Annotated in this window: 24 protein-coding genes; 20 read left to right on the plus strand and 4 right to left on the minus strand. The window is 62.3% G+C overall.

Annotation, left to right across the window (positions count from 1 at the left end):
- Positions 1 to 17: 17 nt before the first annotated feature.
- Positions 18 to 1,037: an alpha/beta hydrolase gene (locus tag IAI51_RS02220; RefSeq protein ID WP_187676990.1), complete on the minus strand. Its 1,020-nt coding sequence runs from the start codon at positions 1,035 to 1,037 to the stop codon at positions 18 to 20.
- A gap of 158 nt (positions 1,038 to 1,195) precedes the next feature.
- On the opposite strand from IAI51_RS02220, the gene IAI51_RS02225 reads away from it, so the two are divergent.
- On the plus strand, positions 1,196 to 2,101 hold the full coding sequence (locus tag IAI51_RS02225; protein ID WP_187676991.1) for a LysR family transcriptional regulator: 906 nt from the start codon (positions 1,196 to 1,198) through the stop codon (positions 2,099 to 2,101).
- Positions 2,102 to 2,137: 36 nt separating this feature from the next.
- Here IAI51_RS02225 and IAI51_RS02230 read toward each other — a convergent pair whose 3' ends face one another.
- The 3 genes from IAI51_RS02230 to gspG form a co-directional block, all read right to left on the minus strand.
- Complete coding sequence (locus IAI51_RS02230; RefSeq protein ID WP_187676992.1) at positions 2,138 to 2,587, minus strand: hypothetical protein; 450 nt, start codon at positions 2,585 to 2,587, stop codon at positions 2,138 to 2,140.
- Between the two features lie 74 nt (positions 2,588 to 2,661).
- The gene (locus tag IAI51_RS02235) at positions 2,662 to 3,849 is read right to left on the minus strand and encodes a type II secretion system F family protein (protein WP_187676993.1); all 1,188 of its coding nucleotides are present in this window, start codon (positions 3,847 to 3,849) and stop codon (positions 2,662 to 2,664) included.
- Positions 3,850 to 3,863: 14 nt separating this feature from the next.
- Positions 3,864 to 4,292 (minus strand): type II secretion system major pseudopilin GspG, encoded by a 429-nt coding sequence (gene gspG, locus IAI51_RS02240; RefSeq protein WP_187676994.1) that lies wholly within the window; start codon positions 4,290 to 4,292, stop codon positions 3,864 to 3,866.
- 206 nt (positions 4,293 to 4,498) lie between these two features.
- Here gspG and IAI51_RS02245 point away from each other — a divergent pair, with 206 nt between their 5' ends.
- The 19 genes from IAI51_RS02245 (at position 4,499) to IAI51_RS02335 (ending at position 25,719) form a co-directional block, all read left to right on the plus strand.
- Positions 4,499 to 5,107: a lytic transglycosylase domain-containing protein gene (locus IAI51_RS02245; RefSeq protein ID WP_187676995.1), complete on the plus strand. Its 609-nt coding sequence runs from the start codon at positions 4,499 to 4,501 to the stop codon at positions 5,105 to 5,107.
- 196 nt (positions 5,108 to 5,303) lie between these two features.
- Positions 5,304 to 11,135 (plus strand): manganese-oxidizing multicopper oxidase MnxG, encoded by a 5,832-nt coding sequence (gene mnxG / locus IAI51_RS02250; RefSeq protein ID WP_187676996.1) that lies wholly within the window; start codon positions 5,304 to 5,306, stop codon positions 11,133 to 11,135.
- Positions 11,136 to 11,191: 56 nt separating this feature from the next.
- Positions 11,192 to 13,114 carry a YncE family protein gene (locus IAI51_RS02255; RefSeq protein WP_187676997.1) on the plus strand — a complete coding sequence of 641 codons (1,923 nt, stop codon included), beginning with the start codon at positions 11,192 to 11,194 and terminating at the stop codon, positions 13,112 to 13,114.
- A 27-nt stretch (positions 13,115 to 13,141) separates the two neighbouring features.
- On the plus strand, positions 13,142 to 13,795 hold the full coding sequence (locus IAI51_RS02260) for an SCO family protein (protein WP_187676998.1): 654 nt from the start codon (positions 13,142 to 13,144) through the stop codon (positions 13,793 to 13,795).
- A complete protein-coding gene (locus IAI51_RS02265; RefSeq protein WP_187676999.1) occupies positions 13,792 to 14,424 on the plus strand; it encodes an SCO family protein in 633 nt (210 codons plus the stop codon). The genes IAI51_RS02260 and IAI51_RS02265 overlap by 4 nt, the downstream gene beginning before the upstream one ends.
- Before the next feature lie 9 nt (positions 14,425 to 14,433).
- Positions 14,434 to 15,984 carry an ABC transporter substrate-binding protein gene (locus IAI51_RS02270; RefSeq protein WP_187677000.1) on the plus strand — a complete coding sequence of 517 codons (1,551 nt, stop codon included), beginning with the start codon at positions 14,434 to 14,436 and terminating at the stop codon, positions 15,982 to 15,984.
- Positions 15,985 to 15,999: 15 nt separating this feature from the next.
- On the plus strand, positions 16,000 to 16,761 hold the full coding sequence (locus IAI51_RS02275; protein ID WP_187677001.1) for a SurA N-terminal domain-containing protein: 762 nt from the start codon (positions 16,000 to 16,002) through the stop codon (positions 16,759 to 16,761).
- A 221-nt stretch (positions 16,762 to 16,982) separates the two neighbouring features.
- Positions 16,983 to 17,513 (plus strand): response regulator, encoded by a 531-nt coding sequence (locus tag IAI51_RS02280; RefSeq protein ID WP_187677002.1) that lies wholly within the window; start codon positions 16,983 to 16,985, stop codon positions 17,511 to 17,513.
- An 81-nt stretch (positions 17,514 to 17,594) separates the two neighbouring features.
- A complete protein-coding gene (locus IAI51_RS02285) occupies positions 17,595 to 19,301 on the plus strand; it encodes a GspE/PulE family protein (protein ID WP_187677003.1) in 1,707 nt (568 codons plus the stop codon).
- The gene (locus tag IAI51_RS02290; RefSeq protein ID WP_187677004.1) at positions 19,282 to 20,085 is read left to right on the plus strand and encodes a hypothetical protein; all 804 of its coding nucleotides are present in this window, start codon (positions 19,282 to 19,284) and stop codon (positions 20,083 to 20,085) included. The genes IAI51_RS02285 and IAI51_RS02290 overlap by 20 nt, the downstream gene beginning before the upstream one ends.
- A 1-nt stretch (position 20,086) precedes the next feature.
- Complete coding sequence (locus tag IAI51_RS02295) at positions 20,087 to 20,632, plus strand: PilN domain-containing protein (protein WP_187677005.1); 546 nt, start codon at positions 20,087 to 20,089, stop codon at positions 20,630 to 20,632.
- Positions 20,619 to 21,167 carry a GspMb/PilO family protein gene (locus tag IAI51_RS02300; protein ID WP_187677006.1) on the plus strand — a complete coding sequence of 183 codons (549 nt, stop codon included), beginning with the start codon at positions 20,619 to 20,621 and terminating at the stop codon, positions 21,165 to 21,167. Before IAI51_RS02295 ends, IAI51_RS02300 begins: the two co-directional genes overlap by 14 nt.
- Entirely contained in the window at positions 21,167 to 21,685 is a 519-nt protein-coding gene (locus IAI51_RS02305) for a hypothetical protein (RefSeq protein WP_187677007.1), read from the plus strand. The genes IAI51_RS02300 and IAI51_RS02305 overlap by 1 nt, the downstream gene beginning before the upstream one ends.
- On the plus strand, positions 21,682 to 23,532 hold the full coding sequence (locus IAI51_RS02310; protein ID WP_187677008.1) for a secretin N-terminal domain-containing protein: 1,851 nt from the start codon (positions 21,682 to 21,684) through the stop codon (positions 23,530 to 23,532). The genes IAI51_RS02305 and IAI51_RS02310 overlap by 4 nt, the downstream gene beginning before the upstream one ends.
- A 2-nt stretch (positions 23,533 to 23,534) precedes the next feature.
- Complete coding sequence (locus IAI51_RS02315; RefSeq protein ID WP_187677009.1) at positions 23,535 to 24,008, plus strand: type II secretion system protein; 474 nt, start codon at positions 23,535 to 23,537, stop codon at positions 24,006 to 24,008.
- Positions 24,009 to 24,013: 5 nt separating this feature from the next.
- Entirely contained in the window at positions 24,014 to 24,388 is a 375-nt protein-coding gene (locus IAI51_RS02320) for a type II secretion system protein (RefSeq protein WP_187677010.1), read from the plus strand.
- Positions 24,363 to 24,902: a type II secretion system protein gene (locus tag IAI51_RS02325; protein WP_187677011.1), complete on the plus strand. Its 540-nt coding sequence runs from the start codon at positions 24,363 to 24,365 to the stop codon at positions 24,900 to 24,902. The genes IAI51_RS02320 and IAI51_RS02325 overlap by 26 nt, the downstream gene beginning before the upstream one ends.
- Complete coding sequence (csgE, locus tag IAI51_RS02330; protein WP_187677012.1) at positions 24,899 to 25,291, plus strand: curli production assembly/transport protein CsgE; 393 nt, start codon at positions 24,899 to 24,901, stop codon at positions 25,289 to 25,291. The genes IAI51_RS02325 and csgE overlap by 4 nt, the downstream gene beginning before the upstream one ends.
- The gene (locus IAI51_RS02335; protein ID WP_187677013.1) at positions 25,288 to 25,719 is read left to right on the plus strand and encodes a curli assembly protein CsgF; all 432 of its coding nucleotides are present in this window, start codon (positions 25,288 to 25,290) and stop codon (positions 25,717 to 25,719) included. The genes csgE and IAI51_RS02335 overlap by 4 nt, the downstream gene beginning before the upstream one ends.
- Positions 25,720 to 25,747: the final 28 nt, after the last annotated feature.

The following is a 25,747-nucleotide window of genomic DNA, read 5'->3' on the forward strand; positions in this document are numbered from 1 at the left end:
TGGGGAAGGGCTTGGGCTTAGTTGAGGTGGGTTTTCAGCTCAGCCGCTGCCTGGCGTACCGCCGCTTTCACTTCGGGAATCTGGCTCAGCGGATTGAGCAAGCCAAAGTCGTGGATCATCCCGTTGTAGCGCACCGCGGTCACCGGTACACCTGCCGCATCCAGGTGTCGGGCATAACCTTCGCCTTCATCACGCAACACATCGAACTCGGCGGTCTGCACCAGCGCGGCGGGCAGGCCTTTGAGCTGTTCGGCGCTGGCGTTCAGTGGCGAGGCGTGGATCTGCGCACGCTCGGCCGGGTTGGTGGTGTAGTTGTCCCAGAACCATTTCATCATGCCTTTGGTGAGGAAGTGACCCTCGGCGAATTGCTGGTACGAGCCATCGTCGAACTGTGCGTTGGTCACCGGCCACATCAGCAACTGGAAGCGCAGCGCCGGGGCTTTCTGTTCTTTGGCCATCAGTGCCACGACCGCCGCCATGTTGCCGCCGACGCTGTTGCCGGCCACCGCCAGACGCTTGCCGTCGACACCGATGTCCTTGCCGTGCTCAGCCACCCATTTGGTTGCGGCGTAAGCCTGGTTGATCGCAGTCGGGTACTGCGCTTCCGGCGACGGCGTGTAATCGACGTACACCGCCACAGCGCCAGAACCCACCACCAAGTCACGAATCAGGCGTTGGTGCGTCGGAAAGTCGCCCAATACCCAGCCGCCACCGTGGAAGAACATGAACACCGGCAACTCGCCTTTGACCTTGGCCGGACGCACCACTTTCAGGTTGATTGTCTGGCCGTCGACCTTGATCGCCTTGTCGCTGACTTCCACACCGGACAGATCAACCTTCACCGAAGCCTGCGCGCCGGTCAGCACCGCACGGGCGTCTTTCGGGCTCAGTTGCTCAAGCGGCTTGCCACCACCGGCGGCGAGGGCTTCGAGAAAGGCTTGGGTGTTGTGTTCGACACCCGGGCTGCCAGCGGCGAAAGCGTTGCCGATGGACAGGGCGAGGAGGGAAGCGGTCAGGGTTTTTTTGACGATGTTCATGTGCAATTCCTTTAATCCGTTTGATTTTTTATGCCTGAGTTGCGGGCTGCTGTGGCGCTGGGGTTCAGGCCTCAGCAACACCGTGAGCACAGATTAGTGGGATGCCGAAAAGTGAAAAAGCGGCTATAAAGCGTTTAACTGTCCACCAGAGAGTGACAATGAACCCGTTCGAAGACATGCGTATTTTTTGCCAGGTCATGGACTCCGGCAGCTTCACCTCAGCAGCCGATCAGTTGGGCCTGTCCAAGCAGTTCGTCAGCCGCCGGTTGATGCAGTTGGAAGAGCGCCTTGGCGTGCGCTTATTGAACCGCTCGACCCGCCGGCTGGACGTCACGCCACTGGGCCAGAGTTATTACGAATCGGCCCTGCGCCTGTTGAGTGAGGTGGAGCAGGTCGAGCAGGGCATCGCCGGGCAAACCGCCGAGCCACGCGGGACAATTCGCCTGAGTGCGCCGCTGTCGTTTGCCGTGGCGCACCTGGGTTGTCTGCTGCCGATGTTCTTGCAGCGCTATCGCGAGGTCACGGTGGAAGTCGACTTGAACGACCGCCCGGTGGACCTGCTCGGCGAAGGCTATGACCTGGCGCTGCGCATTGGTGTGCTGGAAGACTCGACCTTGATCGCCCGCCGTATCGCCTCTATCGAAAGGGTGTATTGCGCCAGCCCGGCCTATCTGGCCGAACGCGGTACGCCGCTCAAACCCGAAGATTTGCACAGTCATGATTGCTTGCCCTACGGTCACGGGCGCTCGGTGCAATGGCGGTTCAATGAGGGGCAGGGCAAGCCGCTGCTGGTCAACGTCACCGGGCGCATGCGGGTCAACAACGGCGAATTACTGCGCGATGCAGCTGTTCAGGGGATGGGGATCACCTATCTGCCGACGTTCATTGTCGGCGCGGCGTTGAAGGATGGGCGATTGGTGCCGGTGCTCGATGACCTGCGTCCGGAGCCGCTGACGTTGTCAGCGGTGTATCCGCAACATCGTCAGGCTTCGCGGCCGGTGCAGGCGTTGGTGGAGTTTTTGCGGGAACGCCTTAACCAGAATCCAGTCGCCCACCCTTTGTAGGAGCTGCCGCAGGGATCGTGGTGTTTTCAGGTGGGTTCAGTTGGCGCGTTTGTCATCGCCAGGTTCGCCGCCGACGTGAACACCGCGATCATCACCGACTTCACCTGACCGGTGTACGCCGTGATCATCCCCCGGTTCGGCGTGATTGCCGCTGCGACCCGAGGCTGAGTGATCGCCGGAATGTCCCGAGCCCTGACCGCTGCTGCCACTGTGTCCGCCGCCTTCGCCATGACCGCTACCGCTGCCACTGCCACCGTGGCCACCACCATTCCCGCCACCACTTCCTCCGCCGCCGCTACCACCGCCCCCACCACCATGGCCGCCACCGTTTCCGCCACCGCCGCCATGTCCGCCACCGCCTCCGCCACTGCCACCTTCCTTGGCTTGAACAGTGGCTACTCCCGACAGGCTGTCCGGAATCAATACGGTAGAAGCTGAAAGAACTGCGCCGATGGCCATTGCGAGCACGAGCTTTTGAATGTGCATATCGTTCTCCGTCTTTGTGATTTTGTTGGGAACGTCGATGAGCATTGTTGCGTCGATCCGACCCGTTCCCGAGGTCAGTGAATACTCGAAGCCAGTTCGAAAATCGGGATGTACATCAGGATCACGATGACCCCGATCAGCAGGCCGATGAAGGTCATCAGCAGCGGTTCGAACAAACGCACGAACCACTCGATCCAGCGGCTGATTTCTTCGTCGTAGAAATCGGCGCTGCGTTCCATCATCTGCCCGAGGTTGCCGGATTGTTCGCCCGCTCGCAGCAGCCGCAGGGACACTGGCGTCACCAGCCGGTTCAGTTCCAGAGCAGCCGACAATGACTGGCCTTCGCGCACTCGCTCGCAGGCCTGATCCAGCCGCGCCCGCGACGCCACGGTGAGCAAGCCGCGGACCATGCCCATGGCTGTGACCAGCGGAATCCCGCCTTGCAGCAGAATCCCCAGCGAACGGTAAAACCGCGCCAGTTCATACATGAAAATCCGTTGATGGACGGCGGGCAGCTTCTCCACCAGCCGATCCAGCCATCGGCGAAACGCCGGCTGTTTTTGCAGCAGGGCGAGGGCCACGACAATCGCCGCCAACGCACCGAAGAACTCAAGCTGATGGGCATGCAGAAACATCCCGCTGCTCATCAGGATCTGCGACAGCCACGGCAGGTTCGAGCCCAGTCCTTCGAACACCAGGCTGAAGCGCGGCACCACGTAACCCATCAAAAACAACACCACGCCACCGCCGACGACCAGCAACAACAGCGGGTAGATCGAGGCGCTGACGATCTTCTGCCGCACCTCGTCCATACGCTGGCGATAGCTGACGTAACGACCCAGTGCTTCGCCGACCGCACCCGTCTTTTCGCTGGACTGCACCAGCGCCACGTACAGCGGCGGAAACACTGCCGACAACTGGCCCAATGCCTGGGAGAACGATTTGCCCTCGTACAGTAGGCGCACCAGTTCACTCAGGGTTTTGCGGGCAGCGGGGGCGGTTTCTTTTTCGGCGAGACTTTCCAGCGCATCGATCAACGGCAAGCCGGCATTGATCAGGGTGGTCAGTTCCTGGCTGAACAACACCAGATTGAAGGTTTCGCGCTGGCGCAGTCGCAGTGAGCGCCAGTGTTTTTCCGCGTGCAGGCTGAGCACGCGCAAACCCTGGTCTTCGGCGATGTGCCGCGCCTCGCTGTGCCCCGGCGCCTCAATGCTCATAGACACCACGCCAGCCTTGCCGACCGCTTTCAGATTAAATCGCATGGGCCGCGCTCCGCTTACTGCCAATTGGTCACTTCGGCGTTTTCGCCGTCACCGCCGGGCTGGCCGTCCTTGCCCATCGACAGCAGGTCGTACTCGCTGTTTTCGCCGGGATAGCGGTAGGCGTAATTTCGGCCCCATGGGTCTTGCGGAAGTTTTTTCTGCAAGTACGGGCCGGTCCATTTCGCTTCATCGCTAGGCGCAAGTACCAATGCCTGTAGGCCTTGTTCGGTGGACGGGTAGTGGCCTACCTCCAGTCGATACAAGTCCAGCGCCTTGCTCAGGCCTTCGATCTGCGCCTTGGCCACTTTCACTTCGGAGCGGCCCAACTGGGCGAAGTATTTCGGCGCGACGATCCCGGCCAACAGGCCAAGGACCACCAGCACCACGAGCAATTCGAGCAGGGTGAATCCGCGTTGGCTACGCGTACGAATTTGCAGCTTCATGATGACCTCCCGTGAGTGGCAGCCGTGTCGCCAAGAGGGCTTATGCAATTGCCATGCTCAGCCCCCGCTTAAACCTGGTTGATTGGCTGAAGCCCTTGTGTTTCGGGCTTTCGAAGAAACGGCACAGTGCTTGCGTATGGCTCAAACGTGATCGGCCATTGGGGCATTTCCCCCAATTTATCGGGGCTGATCCGGGGAGGCCCGACATGAAATTTCTTGCCAGCGGATTGCTCGGCTGTGTGCTGCTTGGCGGCACCGCGCAAGCCGATGTGTTCATCTCCGTGGACGCCAAGGGCAGCTACGTTCTGTCCAATGTTCACCGTCCCGGACGCACTTACGAACGGGTGATTCAGGAAGCCGAAAAACCGCTGGTCAGCCTTGATCAGCAGCCGCAGATGATCGCCAGGCAGCCCTATGCCGAACTGGTCTCGGCGGCGGCGACAGCCCATCAATTACCTGAAGCGTTGCTGCACGCGGTGATCAACGCCGAGTCGCATTACAACGCCGGCGCGACCTCGCCCAAAGGGGCAGGCGGGTTGATGCAGTTGATGCCTGACACCGCACGGGAGTTGGGGGTGAAGGACGTCTACGACCCCAAGGCCAACATCCAGGGCGGGGCCAAATACCTCAAGCGTCTGATGACCCTGTTCGACAACGATATCGCGCTCGCGGTGGCCGCCTACAACGCCGGGCCGGAAGCCGTGCTCAGCCGTGGCCGGGTGATTCCGCCGTTCGCTGAAACCCAGCGTTATGTGCCCAACGTGCTGCGCCAATACCGGCGATTGCAGGGGCTGGCGATGGATGCGCCGTTGTAGGCCCACCCGGTTCACCCACTTTCGGGGCAAACCGGGCAGGCCCGAAAAGTGGGGAAAAGCGGTGGGGAATATCCCCCGTAATCTCAAGTCGTTGCGGTAACTGATTGAACGGTAATGAAATTTTTTGTGGCACGCGGATTGCTCCACCGGTTTACGAGAATCATTCCCGTGAGCACCCACTACGAGGTTTGCGATCATGGTCGGCATTCATCACGCTCATCGCTCATTCAATTGGTTGCTGATACTGGCCTCGATGCTCAGCATCGACCTGGCCAGCGCGGCCGTGCGCTGCGAGCGCAACCTGGTGGCCAATGTCGTGGCCTTCGATCAGCCGCTGATGTTCAACCGCCTCGGTGCGCAGAACGCCAACGGCATGATGTACGCCCTGCGCCGCGATGTGGTCGATGAGCATGACGTGTCGCTGGCCTACGGCGGCGCGGCGGTGCCGGGCAAGGTGTCGTTGCGTGCGGACAAGCGTCCGCGGCCATTGGTGCTGCGGGTGGCGGCGGGGGATTGCCTGACGATCAATCTGCAGAACCTGCTCGACTATCAAGCCAACCCGAACAAGCACTTCGAAAACGAGGGCGAAGAAGAGGGCGGTGAAAACGCCAACGGCGCCGAAGCGTTCAAAGTCGACGAGCAAGTCGCTGATCGTCATGTCGGTTTCCAGGTCAACGGCCTGCAAGCGGTGAACAGCATCGACGACATTTCCTCGTTCACCGGGCGCAACGCCAACACCCTGGTGGTGCCGGGCGCAAGCCGCTCCTATACGTTGTTCGCCGAGCGCGAAGGCGCGTTTGCGGTCAGCAGCCGCGGTGCGACGTTTGGCGGCGAAGGCGCGGCGGGTAACGTTGCCAACGGCCTGTTCGGCCAGGTCGTGGTGGTGCCCAAGGGCGGCCGCAGCTATCGCAACACCCTGACCGAAGAGGAAATGCGCCTGGCCACCACCGGCCGTGCACCGACCGGTCAGCCCATCGTCGACTACCAGGCGCGTTATCCGCAGCGCGAACCGTGGCTGCGCGAAGGCAAGGCCGGCACGCCGATCATCAACATGGTCGACGGCAGTGAAATCATTTCCAGCGAAAGCGACGCGATTGTCATGGGCAGCAACGCCGACGGCAGCTTCCCGGCCAGCACTTATCCGCTGGAATCGGTCGGCAAACGCAACCCGGCGATCCCTAACCGACTCGAACCGTTCCGCGATTTCGCCTCGCAGTTCCAGGACGAAACCGCCGCCACGCAAGCATTTCCCGCTTACTGGGCAGACCCGGTGATGGCCCATGTGCTGGAGCCGACCCGCGATTCGTTCATGATCAACTACGGCTCCGGCGGCATGGGTGCCGAAGTGGTCGCCAACCGTTTGGGCGTAGGGCCGATGCATGACTGCCTGTCCTGCGCTTACGAAGAGTTCTTCCTCAGCTCGCACACCGTCGGCGACGTGGCAATGCTGGTAGACGTACCGGCCAACGCGGGACTTGAGAATATTCTCCCGGGCCAAACGCCTCGTGCCGATCAGATCGGTGTCAAAGCGACCATGGCCCTGTATCCGTCGGAGCCGTCGAACGTCAACCACAGCTACATTGGTGACTTCGTCAAATTCCGCAATACCCACAATGGTCACGAGCAGCACATCTTTCACCTGCACGGCCATCAGTGGCTGTTCAACCCCAACGACGACAACTCCGATTACGTCGACGCCCAGGGCATTGGGCCGGGCGCCGGTTATACCTATGAAATCGCCAACGGCGGTTCGGGTAACCGCAACCGGGTGGCGGGGGATGCGATCTATCACTGCCACTTCTACCCGCACTTCGCCCAGGGCATGTGGGCCATGTGGCGGGTTCATGATGTATTCGAAGAAGGCACCCGGCTCGATGTTTCGCAGCAAGGCGCGGACGGTTATCACAGCGAACCGTTTGCGCTGCGCAGCGGTAAACCGGCGGCCGGTGCCCGGGCATTGCCCGATGGCGAAATCATCGCCGGCACACCCATTCCTGCAATAGTGCCGCTGCCTGGCAAAGCCATGGCACCGATGCCCGGCAAAGTCGTGGTGGTGCCGAAAATCGGTGAAACCCTGGTGGCCGGCAACGACGACGATGACGAAGAAGAGGGCGACGACGACGGCGAGCACCAAGGCGGCAACGCGGGTGGGCAAGCCATCGGTTCCCTGGCGTTGGTGGATCGCAGCGAAGCCAACCGCAATGCTGACGGCAGCCTGAAAAACCCTGGTTATCCGTTCTGGATCGGCGGCATGGAAAGCTCGGTCGGCCAACGTCCGCCAACCCCACCGCTGGACATGCTCGACGCCGCCACCGCGCAATCCCTGAAGGCCAGCGGCAAAGCGCTGTGGGCCAACCTCGACCCGGCGCAATCCGGTGGTTGGGACGGTGGTTTGCAGCGCCATACACTCGATGGCGTGTCGGCGGGAGGCGAGGCGCGCACCGTGACCACGTCGCTGGATTTCTCCAAGGAAGTCACCCGTGCCAAACCGATTTATATGCCGGAAGAGGGCACTGAAGTCGAACAGGCGGCCATGGCCTTCCACGCGAAAAAGGATCACCCAAGCTATGCCTTGCTGCCCGGCAATCAGGTGGTGGCCAAGGCTTTCCGCACCAACGGCGCCTTGCCGATTGCCGGCGCGCCGTACTACGAGCCCTGCATGGATGACCGGCAAAAACGCCTGACCAGCAGCGCCGGCAGCGGTGAGTTCGCCAGCGGCGAGCGGGTTGACGGCATGTCCTTTGTCGGCGCCTCGACCTTCACCGCCGACCGGCCACGGATCTACAAAGCCGCCAACATCCAGTTCGACGCGGTGTACAACAAAGTCGGCTACCACTTTCCGCAGGCGCGCATTCTGGCGCTGTGGGAAGACGCCTGGCCGGTGATCACCAAGCAGCGTCCGCCAGAGCCTCTGGTGATGCGCATGAACACCTTCGATTGCGTGCAATACCAGCAAACCAACCTGGTGCCGGCCACTTACGAGATGGACGATTATCAGGTGCGCACACCGACCGACGTGATCGGCCAGCATATTCACTTGCCGAAATGGGATCTGACCTCGGCTGACGGCTCATCCAACGGCTGGAATTACGAGGACGGCGTGCTCTCCCCAGGCGCCGTGCAGGAACGAATCCACGCGATCCGCGAGTTCAACCAGTGCGAAGGTACCGACCCGCGTGACGGCACGCAGACTTGCCCGAAAGCCAAGGCGCATCCGTACTTTGGTCAATTCGGTCGTGCCGACTGGATCGGTGCGCGCACGGCGATGCAGCGCTGGTTCGTCGATCCGGTGGTCAATATCAAAGGCGTGGACCGTGGCCTCGGCACGATTTTCACTCACGACCACTTAGGCCCATCGACGCACCAACAGATTGGTCTGTACGCCACTGTGCTGGCTGAACCTGCCGGTTCCACCTGGTTGCACGCCGAAACCGGCGAGCCTCTGTACAGCGGCGCACGTCAGGACGGTGGGCCGACTTCATGGCAGGCGGTGATCAACACCGGCGACCTCGATGGCGACGGCAAGAACGACAGCTTCCGTGAGTTCTTCCTCGAATACAGCGACTTCCAGCACGCCTATGAAGCCGGTGTGTATGTCGGCGCCGGGCCTAACGGTGTGCCGAATCCGCAAGCGTTCCCGGCCACGGCCGACAGCTTCCGCTACGCGATCAACCCGCCAGTGCGCAACAACGCCAGCAACCTGCTCGAAGGTATCGTGGAAGTGCAGGGTGGTCAGGTGCCGGGCTGCCCGAGCCGGCCATGCCCACAGGCGATCTCGGTGGATGACCCTGGCATGTTCGTCGTCAACTACCGCAACGAGCCGCTGGCCCTGCGCGTCTACGACCCGAACAAGGTCGGCCCGGACGGCAAGCGCGGCATGCAGGCCGACGGCCTCGGCGGTGACCTGGCGTATGCCATGCAGAGCCGTACCGACCGTGCAATCCCGGCGATGAACCTGGCGCCGAACCTGCTCACCTCGGCCACCGGGCCTACCGGCGGCACCACGCTGTTCCCGCCGCACATCAACAAGGGCGGCGCAGAACCGGGCGACCCGTTCACGCCAATGCTGCGCACTTATACCGGCGACAACGTGCGGCTGCGGGTGCATGCCGGCGGTCATGAGGAAGAGCACAACGTCACCCTGCACGGCGTGAAATGGCTGCAGAGCGGTTCCGGTTTCGGCAACAGCTCCAACTCCGGCTGGCGCGCGTCGCAGATGATCGGCATCTCCGAGCAGATGGGCTTCATTGCGCCGGTGTCGATGCTCTCCAGTTCTGCGGCAACGACGGGCGACTATCTGTACTCGATGGACGCCTCGATCGAAGGCTACTGGAGCGGTATCTGGGGCGTGATGCGCAACTACACCGCCAAACGCAGTGACCTGTTCGCCATCCCGAACAACCCGACTCCGGCCGGTATGCGCAACACCGTCGCGTTTGAAGGCAGTTGCCCACGCTACGGCGCCAACCCGAACGGCATCGGCACCCGGCCGACTGTGCAGCGCAACTATGAAGTGGTCGCAGCCCTGGCCAACGACATCCTCGGCAATACGCTGGGCCTGACCATCGGCGATCCCGAAGGCCTCGGCCAGCATGTCGGCGGGCCGCTAAACCCGGCGGGCGGCACCCTGGTGCTGAACTCGCGCACGGTGAGCATTCCACAGGTGACGGTGACCGACCCTGAAAATGGCGAGACCATAACCATCGGCGGGCAGAGCGGGCCGCTGCATGATCCGACCGCGATCCTGTACGTGCGCAAATCCGACCTTGATCCGGTCAGCGGCAAGCTCAAGCCCGGCATTCCAGTCGAACCGCTGGTGCTGCGCGCGGCTGCGGGTGACTGCATCAACATCACTCTGGAGAACCGCCTGCCGAGCGTGATGCCGGATCTGACCCAGACCGCCGTGATGCAAGGCATGGTCAAGCGCGACCGCAACAGCGGCCTCGGTTCGACCACCTTCAGCAACAACCTGATGCGGCCGTCCAGCCACGTCGGCCTGCACGCGCAACTGCTGGCCTACGACATCACCAAATCCGACGGCACCAACGTCGGCGCCAACCCGACCCAGACCGTGCCGCCGCGCGTTGGCAGCAGCGGCGCGTACCCGACCCGTACTTATCAGTACTACGCCGGGCACCTGGAGCGTGAAGGCAAACCGGTGACCCAACTGGGCCGCAGCGTCGACAACATCAATGCCACGGCGGTCGAGTTCGGCGGTTTGAATTTCACCCCGGCGGACGTGATCAAGCAGCCGCAAAAAGGCCTTGGCGGGGCGATGAGCATCCTGCCGATCGGCGCCACCTGGGTCGACGATGCGCGCAAGGTCAACGCTACGGTCACCGCGCCGGGGCAAACGACTTACCGCGACTTCGCGATGGTCTGGCACAAGGCGTTGAACACCCGTTGGGCCAACGGCCGGCCGGTCGAAGGCATTGCCGCCGAAGGCTTCGGCTTGCCGACCGATCCGCAGGACAACTCGAGCATGGCGATCAACTACAAGACCGAGCCGCTGTGGTATCGCTTCGGCCTCGCCCCGGATGCACCGTTCGGGCACGCCGATGGCGCAGGTTATGGCGACATGACCAACGCGCACATGGCCTACAGCAATGCGCTGGTCGGCGGTGATCCGCAGACACCGGTGCTCTACGCCAAACCGGGGCAGCCGTTGCGCGCACACGTCCTGATGCCGAGCGGTGGCAGCCGTGGCAGCACGTTCCAGCTCGACGGGCACGTCTGGTCGATCAATCCGTTCCAGGCCGAGAAGAGCGACACCAGTGGCTATCCGCTGGGCACGCCGGGCGTGGGTTCGGTGCGTTACGGCTACAACCCGATGTCGATGTACATCGGCGCCCGCGAGAGCGTCCTGCCGGCAGCGCACTTCAGCCTCATGCTGCCGAGCGCCGGGGGCAGCAATGCGATACCGGGGGACTACCTGTTCCGCGACTACGGCGCCTACGGCAACATTTCCGGGTTGTGGGGATTGCTGCGGGTGACCAACGAGCCGGAACCGGCACCGCAGGGACAGTAGCGATAACGAAGAGTTCTGTGGGAGCGAGTTGTCAGGCAGAGATTAGGGGAGTGCGTATGAACAGGATCATCAACATCACGGGAGTTTGTCTGCTGACAGTCGCGGGGGCGTTGCTCACGCTCAGCGAAATGGCGCTGGCGCAACCCGAGAGCGGCCAGGTGCTGAAACGCGATGGCGTGGCGGTGGACTTCAAGCTCCAGCCGCTGGCCGCTGACGGCAAACTGCGTGAAGGCGAGTTCGCCGACGTGCAGTTCCGCATCACCGACAGCGCCTCCGGCCAGCCGTTGTCCGGTGTGGCGCCGGGGGCGTGGGTCGACCCTGAAACCGTCGCCGCCGATCTGGCCCAGGGTCGCGAAAAAAGCTGCAAATCCCGGGTCGGGGTGTTCCTCAAATCCAACATCGGCGCGCGGCCACTGCTCGATCTCAACAGTTATTACCTGTTGGTGATGAACCGCGACGCGAGCATTGCCGTGGTCGATCCCTCGGTGTCGGTCGGCGGCATCACCAGCACCATGGCGCGGATCGAACTCAAGCAACCGCCGATGGACTGGGTCACGCCCAAAGACAACAAACGCGTATTCGTGTCGATGCCCACGGCCGGCGAAGTGGCGGTGATCGACAGCGAACAATTCAAAGTCCTCGACTCGATTGCCGCTGGCAGCCAACCGGTGCGCGTGGCACTGCAACCGGACGAACGTTTGCTGTGGGTCGGCAACAACGCGAGCAAAGCCGAAGAGTCCGGGGTGACGGTGATCGACACTCAGAGCCTCAAACCCCTCAAGCATCTGGCCACCGGCCGTGGCCATCACGAAATCAGCTTCAGCAAGGACAGCCGTTTTGCCTTCGTCAGCAACCGTGACGACGGCACCGTGAGCGTTGTGGATATCGCCAGCCTGAACATCCTCAAGCAAGTCAAAACCGGCTCCAGCCCGCTGTCGGTCGCGTACTCGCCATTGTCCGGCGGGGTTTACGTGGCCGATGGCAAGGACGGCACCGTGACCGTGATTGACGGCAACAGCCATGCCGTGCGCCGGGTTATCCCGCTCCAGCAAGGCCTCGGCCCGATGGGTTTCAGCGCTGACGGCCGCTTTGGCGTGGTGCTCAACACCGTGGAAAACCGCGCCTCGATCATCGACGCGGCCAACGACTCGGCGATCCACGACCTCGACGTGTCCGCCGAACCCTATCAAGTGGTGTTCACCAAGGCCTATGCCTACGTGCGCGGACTGGCCTCGCCGAAGGTCACCATGATCAATCTGGCCTCGCTCGGTGAAGGCCGCCAGCCGATCAGCCAGGGTTTTCAAGCCGGCCCGCAACCGCCGCGCATGGCCGGGGATTTGCCGCTGGCCTCAAGCCTGGCGGTATCGCGCGACGACAACGCAGTGTTCGTGGTCAACCCGGTGGACAACACCACCTATTTCTACGCCGAAGGCATGAACGCGCCGATGTCCGGTTACCCCAACCGGGGGCAGATTGCGCGGGCGGCCATGGTCATCGACCGCAGCCTGCGCGAAGTGTCGCCGGGGCTGTACAGCGCGCGGGTGAAACTGCCGCCAGCGGGGCGTTTCGACGTGGCGTTCCTGCTCAATCAACCGAACATCATTCACTGCTTCACGGCGCAAATCGAAGCCGATGGCACGGTGGCAAAACACCTCGGGCAGCCGAAGGTCGAGTTTCTGCTCGACAAGACTGCCGTGGCGCTCAATGACCCCTACGTGGTGCGTTTTCGCATCGTTCAGGGCAAGCAGAAAGTCCAGCGCAGCGGCGTGAAAGACGTGCAGTTGCGCTACTTCCTCGCACCGACCTCGCACCCCCGCGAAGTGGCGGCACGGGAAGTCGCCGATGGCGTGTACGAAGCGCCGGTGACCCTTGATCGCAGCGGCGCCTGGTACCTGCATGTGCGTGCGGCATCGCTGGGTGCCGGTTTCGATGACAAGACCTTTGCCAGTGTTCGGGTAGCCCCGGGCCAGACGCGTTGATCCGTTCTCATGAAGAGGAATTTCGACATGAACCGATTTGCATCCCGTGGCCTGTTGACCCTGTGCCTGCTGAGCGTGGGCATTCACCAGGCTCAGGCCCATTCAGCCGACGAACATGCCGGGCACAAAGCCGCCGTCCCCAGCAATTCGCAGGAAAACGCTCAAGTCAAATTCGCCAACGTCTCGTTGCTCGATCAAAACGGCAAAACCGTGCGCCTGGAGCAGGATCTGGTGCAGGGCAAAATCGTTGTCATGAGCTTCATCTACACCAGTTGCACCACGGTGTGCCCGGTGGTGTCTTCGATCATGGGCAAGGTGCAAAAGCAGCTGGGCGCACGGGTAGGCACTGAAGTGCAACTGGTGTCGATCAGCGTTGATCCGCAACGCGATGACCCGAAACGCTTGCAGGAATACGCCCGCACCTTCCAGCGTGGCCCGGGCTGGAGCTGGTTGACCGGCTCGTCGCAATCGATCACCGAAACCCTCAAGGGGCTGGGCAGTTTCAGCGGCGACTTGAAGAATCATCAACCGCTGATCCTCGTCGGCGACGGCGATAGCCGCCACTGGACCCGCTATTACGGCTTCACCGATCCGGCGCTGCTGTCCAAGGAAGTGGAAAAGCTCAGCGGCCTGCGCACCCACGCCAAACACACCGCCATTGCCATGGAGCAACAGCCATGAGAGCCCTCGACTGGATTTCCCTGACCGCGTGCTTGTGCATTTTCGGCAACGTCGCCGTTGCCCACGAAGGCCATGCTCCCGAGGCTACTGACACCAAAACTGAAAGCGTAGCGGCGGCACCGGCCACAGGCACCCGCGACGCTAAAACCTGGTTCACCGACACCCCGTTGCAGGATCAGAACGGTGAAACCCTGCGCTTCTACAGCGACGCGCTGCAAAACCGCGTGGTGCTGCTCAACGTGATTTTCACCAGTTGCAACGATGCCTGCCCGTTGATTACCCGCAAACTCAAGGAAGTGCGCGAGTTGCTGGGTGACAAGGCTCAGGACATCACCTTTATTTCCCTTACCAGTGACCCGCTGCGCGATACGCCGGCGGTGCTCAAGGCTTACACCTTGAAGCAGGGTTCCGATGACCCTCATTGGCTTTTTCTTACCGGCGACAAGGCGCAGATGGACCTGGTGTTGAGCCGTATCGGCCAGATCATTCCGACACCGGAACAACACTCCACGCAGTTGATCGTCGGCGATGTCGCCAACAAACGCTGGAGCAAAATCCGCCCCGATGCCCCGGCCGCCGCCATTGCCCAGCGCTTGCAGTTGCTGACAATGCCCGTGGCTGGCCGTTGAGCACGCACCATGAAGCGCTGCCGTGTTCTCGCCCTGTTCCTGCTCGCCAGCGTCAGCTTTGGCGCGGCGGCGCTGCCGCTGACGCCCGAAGAAGCGGCGGGCAAGCGCCTGTACCGCGAAGGTCTGTCGGCCAGTGGCGAGGCGATCATGGCGCGGGTCGGCGCGGCGGATGTGTTGCTGCCGGCCACCAGCCTGCCGTGCAGTAACTGCCACGGCGCCGATGGCCTCGGCCGGCCCGAAGGCGGGGTGCGTCCGCCGGCGTTGAACTGGTCGCGGCTGACCAGCAGTTATGGCCAGCAACAGGTCAACGGCCGCCACTATCCGGCCTACACCGACAGCAGCGTGGCGAGGGTGATTCAGCAGGGACGTGACCCCGGCAACAACCGTCTCGACCCGAGCATGCCGCGCTTTCTGCTGTCGATGAAGGATCAGCGCAACCTCACCGCCTACCTTAAACGCCTGGCCGATGAGCGCGACCCCGGTCTCGATACCGAGACCTTGCGCCTCGGTACGTTACTGCCCAGCCAAGGACCGTTAGCCGAGGAGGGCGCCACGGTGGCGGCGGTGCTCAACGGCAGTGTCGCGCGGATCAATCAGGCGGGCGGCATTCATGGCCGGCAGTTGCGCCTGACGGTGATCGACCCCGGCCCGGATCGCGCCAGTGCCGAACAGGCGTTGCAGCGGCTGATCGAGCAGGAACAGGTGTTCGCCCTGATCGCGCCGCTGGCGCCGGCCCTCGACAGCGCGTTGGCAACCCGTTTGGAGCAGGCCGGCGTGCCGCTGATCGGGCCGTTGTCGCTGCTCGGCTCGGTGCAGGCCAGTGCGCAGATTTTCGAACCGTTGCCCGGATTGCGCGAGCAACTGATTGCCCTGGCCGATTACGCCACGGCCAGCTTGCGCGTGCTGCAAGGGCCGACGCTGATTGCCTGTGCGGACGACCCCACGCAGACGCAAGCGGCGCAAACCCTGGGTCAGTATTTGCAGGGTCACGGCTGGCAGAACGTCCAGGTACACGTCTATGACCCGGCGGCGGATGCGCTGCCGTTGGGCTCGCGTTCAGTCTTCTATCTGGGCAGCGGCGCTGGCTTCAGTCGCCTGGCCACACGCTTGCAAAGTGCCGGGCAGGTGCCGTACCTGTTCGCCGCCTCGAGCCAGGTGGCCGGGGATCTGATGCAGGTGCCGGAAGGCTTTTCCCGGCGGGTGTTCCTCGCCTATCCGTTCGTACCGAGCGACTGGACCCAGAGCGGACGCATGGCCCTGACGTTGCTGCGCGAGCATCAAGGCCTTGGCGCTCAGCACGCAGTGCTGCAGGTCGGCGCCTACGCCTCGATGTTGCTGCTCAGCGAAGGCATGAAACAGGCCGGACGCGATGCCAGCCGCGAAAAGCTGGTGGCCGCGCTGGAAGGCCTGCACGACTTCGACACCGGTCTGACCCCGCGCCTCAATTTCGGCCCCGGACGACGCCTGGGGTTGAGCGGCGCGCATGTCGTCACGGTGGATTTACCGGATCAGCGCTTTTATCTGGTTGCACCCTATAAACCGATTGTTGCCAGCCCCTGAACGGAGGCTCTGATCATGAAGCTCAGAACGTTAATGCTGTTGCTGACATGCTGGTTGCCCGTAGCCTTGGCCAACAATGGGCCAGCGGCTGCGCGGGTCAATGGCGAGGAAATCTCCGAGTTTCGCCTTGAGCGGTTCTTCGCCGAGTACCTGGAAGATCAGGGCCGCGCGGTGGCGAGCATTCGCAATCCCAAAGCCTATAAACAGCTGCGTCAGGCCGCGCTCGATGCGCTGATCGACAAAGAGCTGCTGTGGCAGGAATCGCGCAAACGTGGCGTGGTGATTGACGAGCAAAGCGTGCGCCGGCAGGTCGAACAGACTCGCACTACAATCGGCGGCACCGAGAACTTCAACCGGCGTTTGCAGGAGGCGGGTTTCGATGAAGCCTCGTACGTCGAGTACATGCGTCGCGAACTGGCCGCGCAGCAGATGTTCGCCGACCTGATCCGGCAGCGGTTCACCCAGACGAGGCACGTCTTGATCAAAGTCGCGCCGAACGCCGATGCCGCCACGCAGGCTCAGGCACGTCTACGCTTAAATCAGATGCGAGCGTCTATCATCAGCGCTTCGGGGTTTGCCAGCGGTGCGGTGCGATCACCGTTTGGTTGGCATCTGATTTATTTGCAGAACCAGTTGGAGGCGAGCGATGTCCCACAATCAGAGGGGCTGGAAGCAGTCACGGGCGAGTTTGCCCGACAGCAACAGACCCAGGCTCGTCGCCAAGTGCTCGCGCAATTGCGGGCGCAGAACAGGATCGAACGAATTGACGACGATTGAAGGTTCCCCCCCATTAGTGGGGAATGGCTTCGATGCCCATTCAGGTGCTTCCCCGTTTTTGGGGAACGGGGTACCGGGACGAGCGGGCATTGTCATGAAATTCAAGGACATGAAGACTAAAATTTACCGGCACTCAGCCTGGCATGAAGTGTGCGTTACCCATGGTAAGGCGCACTCCAGCGGGTTCAGTTTTCGGACTTGCGGGTTTCAAGGAGTCGACCTTGGTTAACAAAGTACTGGTTGTCGAAGACGAACAGCTGCTTGCACAGAATCTTCAGGATTATCTGTCGGCGCAGGGGCTGGACGTCCGGATTGCACATGACGGAGCGACGGGTATCGGTTCAGCCGAAACGTTTGCCCCCGACGTGTTGGTGTTCGATTACCGCTTGCCCGATATGGAAGGCTTTGAGGTGCTCGACGCGGTCCGCCAGAACAGGGCGTGTCATTTTGTGCTGATAACGGGTCACCCGACCGCTGAAGTTTGTGAGCGGGCACGGCAACTGGAAGTCAGCCACATCCTGTTCAAACCGTTTCCATTGGCGGAACTGGCCCGAGCTGTCTGCGACCTTCTGGGGTTCAAGCGCGAAGCGAAACCCGGTGCGAACCCTTCCGAGGGTTTCGTCGAACGACGCCAGAGCAGGACCGAGAGCTTCCCGTTGCAGTTGTACGATGGCAGTTGGGTGCTGGCGGATCGACGACGACAGTCGCCATCCAAGGCACCGGACGACGATCAAATGCTCACCGGGGAGTAGTGGCGCGATCAGACGTTCCGGCATTTGCCGCCAGGGTTTGTCGCGCCGACAGGGCTTTAAGCCCCGGTTGGAGAGCAAACCATGGAACGTCTGTCCGTTGTCGTCGAACCGCTGGTGGTGGAAAGCGCACCGCTACGCTTTTCCAGTGAGCAGTTGGCCCAGGCCCGGGCGCGGGCCGCCAGTTCCGGGGAACGCGTTCTTGATGCGCTCGGCGTGCTGTGCGAACTGGCGCCGATGCCGTTCATTGATTGCCTCGGCGCCACCCTGCATTACCCGGTGCTCGACACCGACAGCCTGTTTCAATCGACGCCGGTATTCGACCGGGTCACCCTCGCACAATGCCTCAAACGTGAATTCATCCTGCTGCGCCACAACGACGAAGTCATCGGCGTGTTTGCCGACCCCTTTGATTCGGCGCGGCTGGCCTGGATCGACGATTGCCTGCACGGGGCGCCGCTGCATCTGGTACACGCAGACGACCTCAAGGCCTATCTGGCACGCCACGAAGAGAGCTTCCACGCTGTCGAATCGCTGAACGCCCAGGGCGACACCCACAGCGAGATCGACACCCTGCAAAGCCTGTCGCTGACCAGCATCAGCGAAGACGCCAGCAGCGTGGTGAAGCTGGTCAACTCGACCCTCTACGACGCGCTGAAAATGCACGCCAGCGACATCCACCTCGGTACTACCGGCCACGGTCTGGTGATCAAGTACCGCATCGACGGCGTGCTCAACAACATCAGCAAAGTCCAGGGCGCCGAGTTTGCCGAACAGGTGATCTCGCGGGTCAAAGTCATGGCCGAACTGGACATCGGCGAGAAACGCGTACCGCAGGACGGTCGCTTCAAGATCGGTATCAGTGGCCGGCAGATCGACTTCCGGGTATCGATCATGCCGAGCATCTTCGGCGAAGACGCGGTGCTGCGGGTGCTCGACAAACAGGATCTGGCCGACAAGGTCTGCGGCGTGCAACTGCAAGCGCTGGGCTTTGAAGACGAGACCCTGCGCCAGTTGCGGCGCCTCGCCGCCGAACCCTACGGCATGGTGCTGGTCACCGGCCCGACCGGCAGCGGCAAGACCACCACGCTCTACGCGATGATCACCGAGATCAACCACGGCGTGGACAAGATCATCACCATCGAAGACCCGGTCGAATATCAGTTGCCGGGGGTGCTGCAAATCCCGGTCAACGAGAAAAAAGGCCTGACCTTCGCCCGGGGGTTGCGCTCGATCCTGCGTCATGACCCGGACAAGATCATGGTCGGCGAAATCCGCGACCCGGACACCGCGCAGATCGCCGTGCAATCGGCACTGACCGGGCACCTGGTGTTCACCACCATCCACGCCAACAACGTCTTCGACGTGATTGGCCGCTTCACCCAAATGGAAATCGACCCCTACAGCCTGGTGTCGGCGCTCAACGCGATCCTCGCCCAACGCCTGATTCGGCTGGTGTGCAGCAGTTGCAGCGCGCCGGTCAACCCGAGCGATGAAGAACTGCGCGCCTCGGGCCTCGACCCGCAGAAAGTCGACCACTACCACTTCGTTCACGGCAAAGGCTGCGGCCACTGCCGGGGCAGCGGTTATCGCGGGCGCACGGCGATTGCCGAGTTGCTGCACCTGGACGACGAGCTGCGGCAGATGATCGTCGAGCGCCAACCCATCACCAAAATCAAAGCCCTGGCCTGTGCCCGTGGTTTGCGCCTGCTGCGCGAATCGGCGCTGGAGCTGGTGGAACAAGGTCGCACCACGCTGGAGGAGATCAATCGTGTCACTTTTATCTCGTGAACATTTTGTCGCCGTGCTCGGCGCCAGCGGTGTTGGCCTGGGGCAGCGGCGGGGCAGTGAAACCCTGTGGCTGGGCAGCGTCGGTTACATCGACGAAGGCTTCCAGAGCTACGCGGTGGCGCTGGACACCCTCGACCGTCTACTCGGTGAACACGCCCGCGCCGGTGCCGAATTGAGCGTGGTGATCTCCGGCCACTTCAGCCGTTTCTGTCTGGTGCCGTGGAGCACGCAAATCAGCAGCCCGGATGAGCTGAGGGGCTTCGCCCAACTGTGCTTCGAAGACCTGTTCGGCGTGCCGACGCAAACCTGGACTCTGGTGTTGTCTGCCGAGCCTGCCGGTTACGACCGCATCGCCAGCGCCTTGCCGCAAGACTTGCTCGATCGCCTGCGGGCACTGGTCAGCGGCCGTGGTGTGCGCCTGCGCTCGGTGCAGCCATACCTGATGACGGCGTTCAACCGTTTCGACAAAAGCCTCGACGCCGGCGACTTCCTCTTCGTGGTCGCCGAGCCGCAACGCAGCGTGTTGCTGCTGGCCCGGGAAGGGCGTTGGGCAGGCGTGCGCTCGGCGGGTGGCAGCGACAGCGATGCAGCGCTCAGTGCCTTGATCGGTCGCGAACGGCAGTTGCAGGCGTCGACCAGCGAACGCGCCTTCAACGTTTATCTGCATGCCCCGGCGCGCCTCGATGCGCATCCGGACGTGGCCGGGGTGCAACTGCGCACCCTTGAAGACGACTCGATGACCGTGCGTGACGGCTTGTACGTCATGTCCCGGGCGGTGGCCTGACATGCGCGCCCTCAACCTCGACTTTCAGCCACGTCCACGCTCCGGCCTGTTGGGTTGGAGCCTGCTCGGCGGTGGCGCGTTGCTGGCGCTGCTGTGTTTCGGCGTGCAACAGCACCTCGATGCCCAGGCCGAACAACAGCAAGGTCATTTGCAAACCACACAACGCCAGCTCACCGGCGACAGTGCCAGCAAAAGCACCTTGAGCCCGGCCGAAACCCGTGAGCAAGCGCAAAACCTTGCGGAAATGCGCAAGGTCTCGCAGCAACTGCGCCGCCCGTGGGAACGCCTGTTCGCCATGCTTGAGGCCATGCCCCGCGAGGACATCGCGCTGCTGACCCTGACCCCGGATGCGCGCAAGGGCCAGTTGCGCATCAGCGCCGAAGCGCGGGATCTGCCAGCGATGCTGGCTTTCCACAAGCGTCTGGAAGCCAGCGACGAGCTGTCCGACGTGTCGCTGCTGAGCCACGAAATTGTCGTCAAATCACCGGAACAACCGGTGCAATTCAACCTGTCGGCGACTTGGGAGATTGGCGATGCGAATCCCTAGACTGATCGTCCACGAATACCTGCAAGGCCTTGGCCTGCCGGGTCTGGCCGGGCTGGCGCTGTTGTTGATCGCGCTGATCTGGGCACTGGGCGGCTTGCTGCCGGGCTGGCAATCGTTGCAGCACCTGAACCAGCAGACTCAGGAAGCCAGCGAGTATCTGGCCAAGGTGGAGGACGGCAGCATCGCGCCGCCGGTGGTGCCACAGCGTCAGCTCGACGATTTCCGCAACAAGCTGCCGGCGCAGCCGCAAGCCACCGTGGCCATCGACCGCATCTACGCGCTCGCCGCCCAGGAACACATCACCCTGGCACGCGGCGAATACGCCCTCGGCGTCGATCCGAAAACCCATCTGGCGCGCTACCAGATTCTGCTGCCGGTACGCGGCAGCTATCCGCAACTGCGCCGCTTCCTGCACGCCTTGCTCGGCCAGTTGCCGGCGGTGGTGGTGGAAGACGTCGAGTTTCAACGCAAGAAGATTGGCGACACCGACCTCAACGGCCGGATCCGTATGACCCTTTACCTGTCGAGGTCGTGATGAATACCAAGCGCGTGACAGGTTGGGTGGCGTTCTTCGGCGTGGCGGCGGCGCTGGCCTGGTTGCCGGAATTTCTCTCGCCGAGCAAAGACGCCGATTCGGCTGAAGTGGCCGTAGCGACGCCTGCAAAAAGCGCCAGCCGTGGTGCGTTGCCGGCCAGCAGCGGCAAAGTCAAAGCGGCGCCGATCAAGGACTTGAGCCCGGCCGGTGATCTGTTCGCCACCAAGAGCTGGAAGGCCGCGCCAACCCTGGCCACGGTCACTGAACAAGCGATTACGCCAACCCCGGTGGTGCCTGCCCCGAGCCTGCCACCGGTGCCGTTTCAGTTCGTCGGCAAGCTGCATGACCGCAGCGACCTGCAAGTTTTTTTGCAGAGCGGCGAAAAGATCTACGTCGTGCGCAACGGGGATGTGATCGACGACACCTGGAAGATCACCGGCATTTCCGAACTGGAATTGAGTCTGGTCTACCTGCCTTTGCATTTGTCGCAGACCTTGTCTGTGGGGAGTACGCAATGAACAGATCCCTTTTACTGATGAGCCTGGGCCTCTGCGCCGGGCTGGCCGCGTGCAGTTCTGCGCAGGTGGCCAACAAGGAAGCTGCCGACCTGATCGAGCAGGGCCAATACGAGGCCGGGCTGGCCCGGGTCGAGGAAGGCTTGCGCGAGGATCCTCGCGACACCGAGTTGCACCTGCTGCTCAACAGCGGCCGGGCCAAGGCGATCACTGCATTGCTGACCTCCGGTGACACCGACCGCTCACGCCGCGATTTCGCCTCGGCGCGCACCGCCTACAACCGCGTACTGACCATCGAGCCGAACAACCGCCGCGCCCAGGATGCCCTGCGCCAACTCGACTACCTGCGCAGCATGGACGAGAAGCTTGAACTGGCCCGTGGCGACTTGCGCCGGGGTGACATCTACGGTGCCGATCGGCAGGTCAAACAGATCCTCGAACTCGACCCGACCAACGAAGGCGCGCTGGAGCTGCAAGGCAACATCCGCCTGGTGCAGAGCCGCAACGTGATCCCGTATCCGCAACTGCGCACCAAGCTCGACCGCCCGGTAACCCTGGAATTTCGCGAAGCCAACCTCAAAACCATTTTCGAAGTGCTGTCGCAGGTCGCCGGCCTGAATTTCATCTTCGACAAAGACCTGCGCCCGGACATGAAAGCGACGATCTTCGTGCGTGACGTGCGCATCGAAGACGCGGTGACACTGTTGCTGCAACAGAACCAGTTGCACCAGAAAGTGGTGAACGAAAACACGCTGCTGATCTACCCGGATTCGCCACAGAAGCTCAAGGACTATCAAGAGCTGGTGATGCGCACCTTCTACCTGACCAGCATCGATGCCAACACCGCGTTGAACATGGTCAAAACCATGCTCAAGACCCGCGACGTGTTCGTCGACGAACGCCTCAACACCCTGACCATGCGCGACACCGAAGACGCCGTGCGCATGGCGGAAAAACTCCTGCAATCGCAAGACCAGTCCAACCCCGAAGTGGTGCTGGAAGTGGAAGTGATGGAAGTCGCCACCCAGCGCATTCTCGACCTGGGCCTGCAATGGCCGAACACCTTTGGTGTGGTCAACAGCGACGGTTCGGCGGTGACACTGCTTGATCAACTCAAAGGCATCAACTCCAGCCGCATCAGCATCTCGCCATCGCCACAGGCCAAGATCAACGCGCAGGACAACGACATCAACACCCTCGCCAGCCCCGTGATTCGGGTCAGCAACCGTGAGCAGGCGCGTATCCACATCGGTCAGCGCGTACCGATCATCAGCGCCACCTCAGTGCCTTCAACCCAAGGCCCGGTGATCACTGAAAGCGTGACTTACCTGGATGTCGGTCTGAAGCTCGAAGTGCAACCGACCGTGCATTTGAACAACGAAGTGGCGATCAAGATTGCCCTGGAAGTGAGTAACGCCACGCCGCTGGAACCGACCCGCCAGGGCACGATCCCGGTGCAGGTCGACACCCGCAACGCGCAGACCTCTTTGCGCCTGCATGACGGCGAAACGCAGATCCTCGCCGGCCTGATGCGCAACGACCACGGCGCCACCGGCAACAAGATTCCGGGCCTTGGCGACATACCTGGCATTGGCCGACTGTTCGGCAGCAACAAGGACACCGTCGGCAAGTCCGAACTGGTGCTGTCGATCACCCCACGGATCGTGCGCAACCTGCCTTATCAAAGCCCCTCGGACATGGAGTTTTCCACCGGCACCGAAACCAGCATGCACATTCAGGCGCCGGATCGCTCGATGCAGACCTACACCGCGCCAGCGCCTGTTGTGCAGCCTCGCGCTGTCGGCAGTTCGGCCGTGGCGACCACCCGTGTCACCGTCGAGAAGCCTTGATCATGAACGCCTCCCAGCGCGGTTTTACCTTGATCGAAGTCGTGGTGACGCTGGCCCTGATCGGCCTGTTGGCGAGCATGGCCGCGCCACTGACCGAGACCGTGGTGCGGCGCGGCAAGGAGCAGGATTTGCGCACCGCGCTGTATCAGATTCGCGATGGCATCGACGCCTATAAACGTGCCTTCGACGCCGGGTATATCGAGAAGTCGATGAACAGCAGCGGCTACCCGCCGAACCTGCAAGTGCTGGTCGAAGGGGTGCGTGATGTGCGCAGTGCCAAGGGTGCCAAGTTCTACTTTTTACGCCGTATCCCGCGCGATCCGCTGGTGCCGGCCAAACGTGATGACGAAGGGGGTTGGGGCGTGCGCGCCTACAACAGTTCGGCTCAAAACCCGCGCGATGGCGAGGACGTGTTCGACGTCTACTCCACGGCACGCGGCAAGGGCCTCAACGGCATCGCCTACCGCGAGTGGTGAACCTCATGCGCCGGGAAAAAGGTTTTACCTTGCTGGAGCTGATGGTGGTGATGGCGATCATCGCCACGCTGATGACCATCGCGCTGCCGCGCTACTTCAACAGCCTCGAAGCGTCGAAGGAAACCACTTTGCGCCAGAGCCTGTCGGCGATGCGCGAAGCGCTGGATCACTACTACGGCGACACCGGGCGCTACCCCGATTCCATCGAGCAATTGATCGAACAACGTTACCTGCGCAACGCGCCACTGGACCCGATCACCGAACGCAAAGACCTGTGGGTGCTGATCGCGCCACCGGAAGGCGTCGCGGGCGGCGTGGCCGATATCAAAAGCGGTGCCAACGGGAGGGCGCGTGATGGTAGCCAGTATTCCGAGTGGTAACCGCGCGCAGCAGGGTGGCTTCACCTACTTGGGCGTGCTGTTTCTGATCGTCGTCATGGGCATGGGCCTGGCCAGTGCCGGCGAGTTGTGGTCGACCGCCTCGCGCCGCGACCGGGAGAAGCAATTGCTCTGGGTCGGCACGCAATATGCCCAGGCGCTGCGCAGCTACTACCGCAGTTCGCCGGGGCTGGCGCAGTACCCGAAAGAACTCGCTGACCTGCTCGACGATCAACGTTTTCCGGAGGCTCGGCATCATCTGCGTCAGCTCTATCCGGACCCGATCGGTAAAGGTGAATGGGCACTGCAACGGGGTTTTGACGGACGCATCACCGGCCTCAACAGCCCTTCGACCGAGGTGCCGTTGAAGCAGGCAGACTTCCCCACGCAGTGGTCGGATTTTCAAGGCATGCAGCGTTATTCGGACTGGCAGTTCGTTGCCGAAAAAGCCTTCCTCGACGGCACCAACGGCCCGGCAAAAGGCCATTCGGTCTTGCCGCAGGCGTTGCAGCCATGAGCCGCCAGTGGATGTGCGCGCTGATCCTCAGTGTCGTGGTGGGCTGCGCTCACGCCGCTGAAGAGGATGAATTGATGGGCTTCATCGTCGACGACACGATCTCGCACATCGGCCACGACTTTTACTACTCGTTCAGTGAACGCCTGCGCGACACCAGCCGGATGGATTTCAACCTGGTGGTGCGCGAGCGGCCCGACGCGCGCTGGGGCAGCCTGGTGACCGTGGAATATCAGCAACGCCTGGTGTATCGGCGCTTCCTGCCGCCGAACACTGTGGAACTGAAGGAAGAGGCCTACGCGGCCGCTGACTGGGTTCGACGCCAGGTTGTCCAGCGCAAGCTGGAGGCTCTGTTGCAGGACACCACCGACCTTGAGAAGGACGAACTATGAAAACCACAACGTTCTCACGGCGCAGCGGATTCTGGATCTCGGGGTTGTTGATCGGCCTTGCCAGCGCTGCCGCCGTCCAGGCCACCGAACTGGTCTACACGCCGGTCAACCCGTCGTTCGGCGGCAACCCGCTCAACGGCACATGGCTGCTCAACAACGCCCAGGCGCAAAACGATCACGACGACCCGGACCTCAAAAGCCGCTCGACCGTGGCCGGCACCTCGGCGCTGGAGCGCTTCACCAGTCAATTGCAATCGCGGCTGCTAGGGCAGTTGCTGGACAACATCTCCACCGGCAACACGGGGAGCCTGTCCACCGACACTTTTATCGTCAACGTCATCGACGACTCCGGGGCACTGAGCATTGAAGTGACCGACCGAGCGACTGGTGAAGTTTCGGAAATTCAGGTGAACGGCCTCAACCCATGACGGGCTGACGGTTCCGGGGAGAGACGGA

Origin of the sequence: Pseudomonas sp. N40(2020) (assembly GCF_014472415.1) — a bacterium.
Lineage (GTDB): Bacteria > Pseudomonadota > Gammaproteobacteria > Pseudomonadales > Pseudomonadaceae > Aquipseudomonas.

What these genes read in the sequence shown, in the direction of transcription:
- IAI51_RS02220 (WP_187676990.1), bottom strand. Translation starts at nt 1,037, where the DNA reads ATGAACATCGTCAAAAAAACCCTGACCGCTTCCCTCCTCGCCCTGTCC.
- IAI51_RS02225 (WP_187676991.1), top strand. Translation starts at nt 1,196, where the DNA reads ATGAACCCGTTCGAAGACATGCGTATTTTTTGCCAGGTCATGGACTCC.
- IAI51_RS02230 (WP_187676992.1), bottom strand. Translation starts at nt 2,587, where the DNA reads ATGCACATTCAAAAGCTCGTGCTCGCAATGGCCATCGGCGCAGTTCTT.
- IAI51_RS02235 (WP_187676993.1), bottom strand. Translation starts at nt 3,849, where the DNA reads ATGCGATTTAATCTGAAAGCGGTCGGCAAGGCTGGCGTGGTGTCTATG.
- gspG (WP_187676994.1), bottom strand. Translation starts at nt 4,292, where the DNA reads ATGAAGCTGCAAATTCGTACGCGTAGCCAACGCGGATTCACCCTGCTC.
- IAI51_RS02245 (WP_187676995.1), top strand. Translation starts at nt 4,499, where the DNA reads ATGAAATTTCTTGCCAGCGGATTGCTCGGCTGTGTGCTGCTTGGCGGC.
- mnxG (WP_187676996.1), top strand. Translation starts at nt 5,304, where the DNA reads ATGGTCGGCATTCATCACGCTCATCGCTCATTCAATTGGTTGCTGATA.
- IAI51_RS02255 (WP_187676997.1), top strand. Translation starts at nt 11,192, where the DNA reads ATGAACAGGATCATCAACATCACGGGAGTTTGTCTGCTGACAGTCGCG.
- IAI51_RS02260 (WP_187676998.1), top strand. Translation starts at nt 13,142, where the DNA reads ATGAACCGATTTGCATCCCGTGGCCTGTTGACCCTGTGCCTGCTGAGC.
- IAI51_RS02265 (WP_187676999.1), top strand. Translation starts at nt 13,792, where the DNA reads ATGAGAGCCCTCGACTGGATTTCCCTGACCGCGTGCTTGTGCATTTTC.
- IAI51_RS02270 (WP_187677000.1), top strand. Translation starts at nt 14,434, where the DNA reads ATGAAGCGCTGCCGTGTTCTCGCCCTGTTCCTGCTCGCCAGCGTCAGC.
- IAI51_RS02275 (WP_187677001.1), top strand. Translation starts at nt 16,000, where the DNA reads ATGAAGCTCAGAACGTTAATGCTGTTGCTGACATGCTGGTTGCCCGTA.
- IAI51_RS02285 (WP_187677003.1), top strand. Translation starts at nt 17,595, where the DNA reads ATGGAACGTCTGTCCGTTGTCGTCGAACCGCTGGTGGTGGAAAGCGCA.
- IAI51_RS02295 (WP_187677005.1), top strand. Translation starts at nt 20,087, where the DNA reads ATGCGCGCCCTCAACCTCGACTTTCAGCCACGTCCACGCTCCGGCCTG.
- IAI51_RS02300 (WP_187677006.1), top strand. Translation starts at nt 20,619, where the DNA reads ATGCGAATCCCTAGACTGATCGTCCACGAATACCTGCAAGGCCTTGGC.
- IAI51_RS02305 (WP_187677007.1), top strand. Translation starts at nt 21,167, where the DNA reads ATGAATACCAAGCGCGTGACAGGTTGGGTGGCGTTCTTCGGCGTGGCG.
- IAI51_RS02310 (WP_187677008.1), top strand. Translation starts at nt 21,682, where the DNA reads ATGAACAGATCCCTTTTACTGATGAGCCTGGGCCTCTGCGCCGGGCTG.
- IAI51_RS02315 (WP_187677009.1), top strand. Translation starts at nt 23,535, where the DNA reads ATGAACGCCTCCCAGCGCGGTTTTACCTTGATCGAAGTCGTGGTGACG.
- IAI51_RS02320 (WP_187677010.1), top strand. Translation starts at nt 24,014, where the DNA reads ATGCGCCGGGAAAAAGGTTTTACCTTGCTGGAGCTGATGGTGGTGATG.
- IAI51_RS02325 (WP_187677011.1), top strand. Translation starts at nt 24,363, where the DNA reads ATGGTAGCCAGTATTCCGAGTGGTAACCGCGCGCAGCAGGGTGGCTTC.
- csgE (WP_187677012.1), top strand. Translation starts at nt 24,899, where the DNA reads ATGAGCCGCCAGTGGATGTGCGCGCTGATCCTCAGTGTCGTGGTGGGC.
- IAI51_RS02335 (WP_187677013.1), top strand. Translation starts at nt 25,288, where the DNA reads ATGAAAACCACAACGTTCTCACGGCGCAGCGGATTCTGGATCTCGGGG.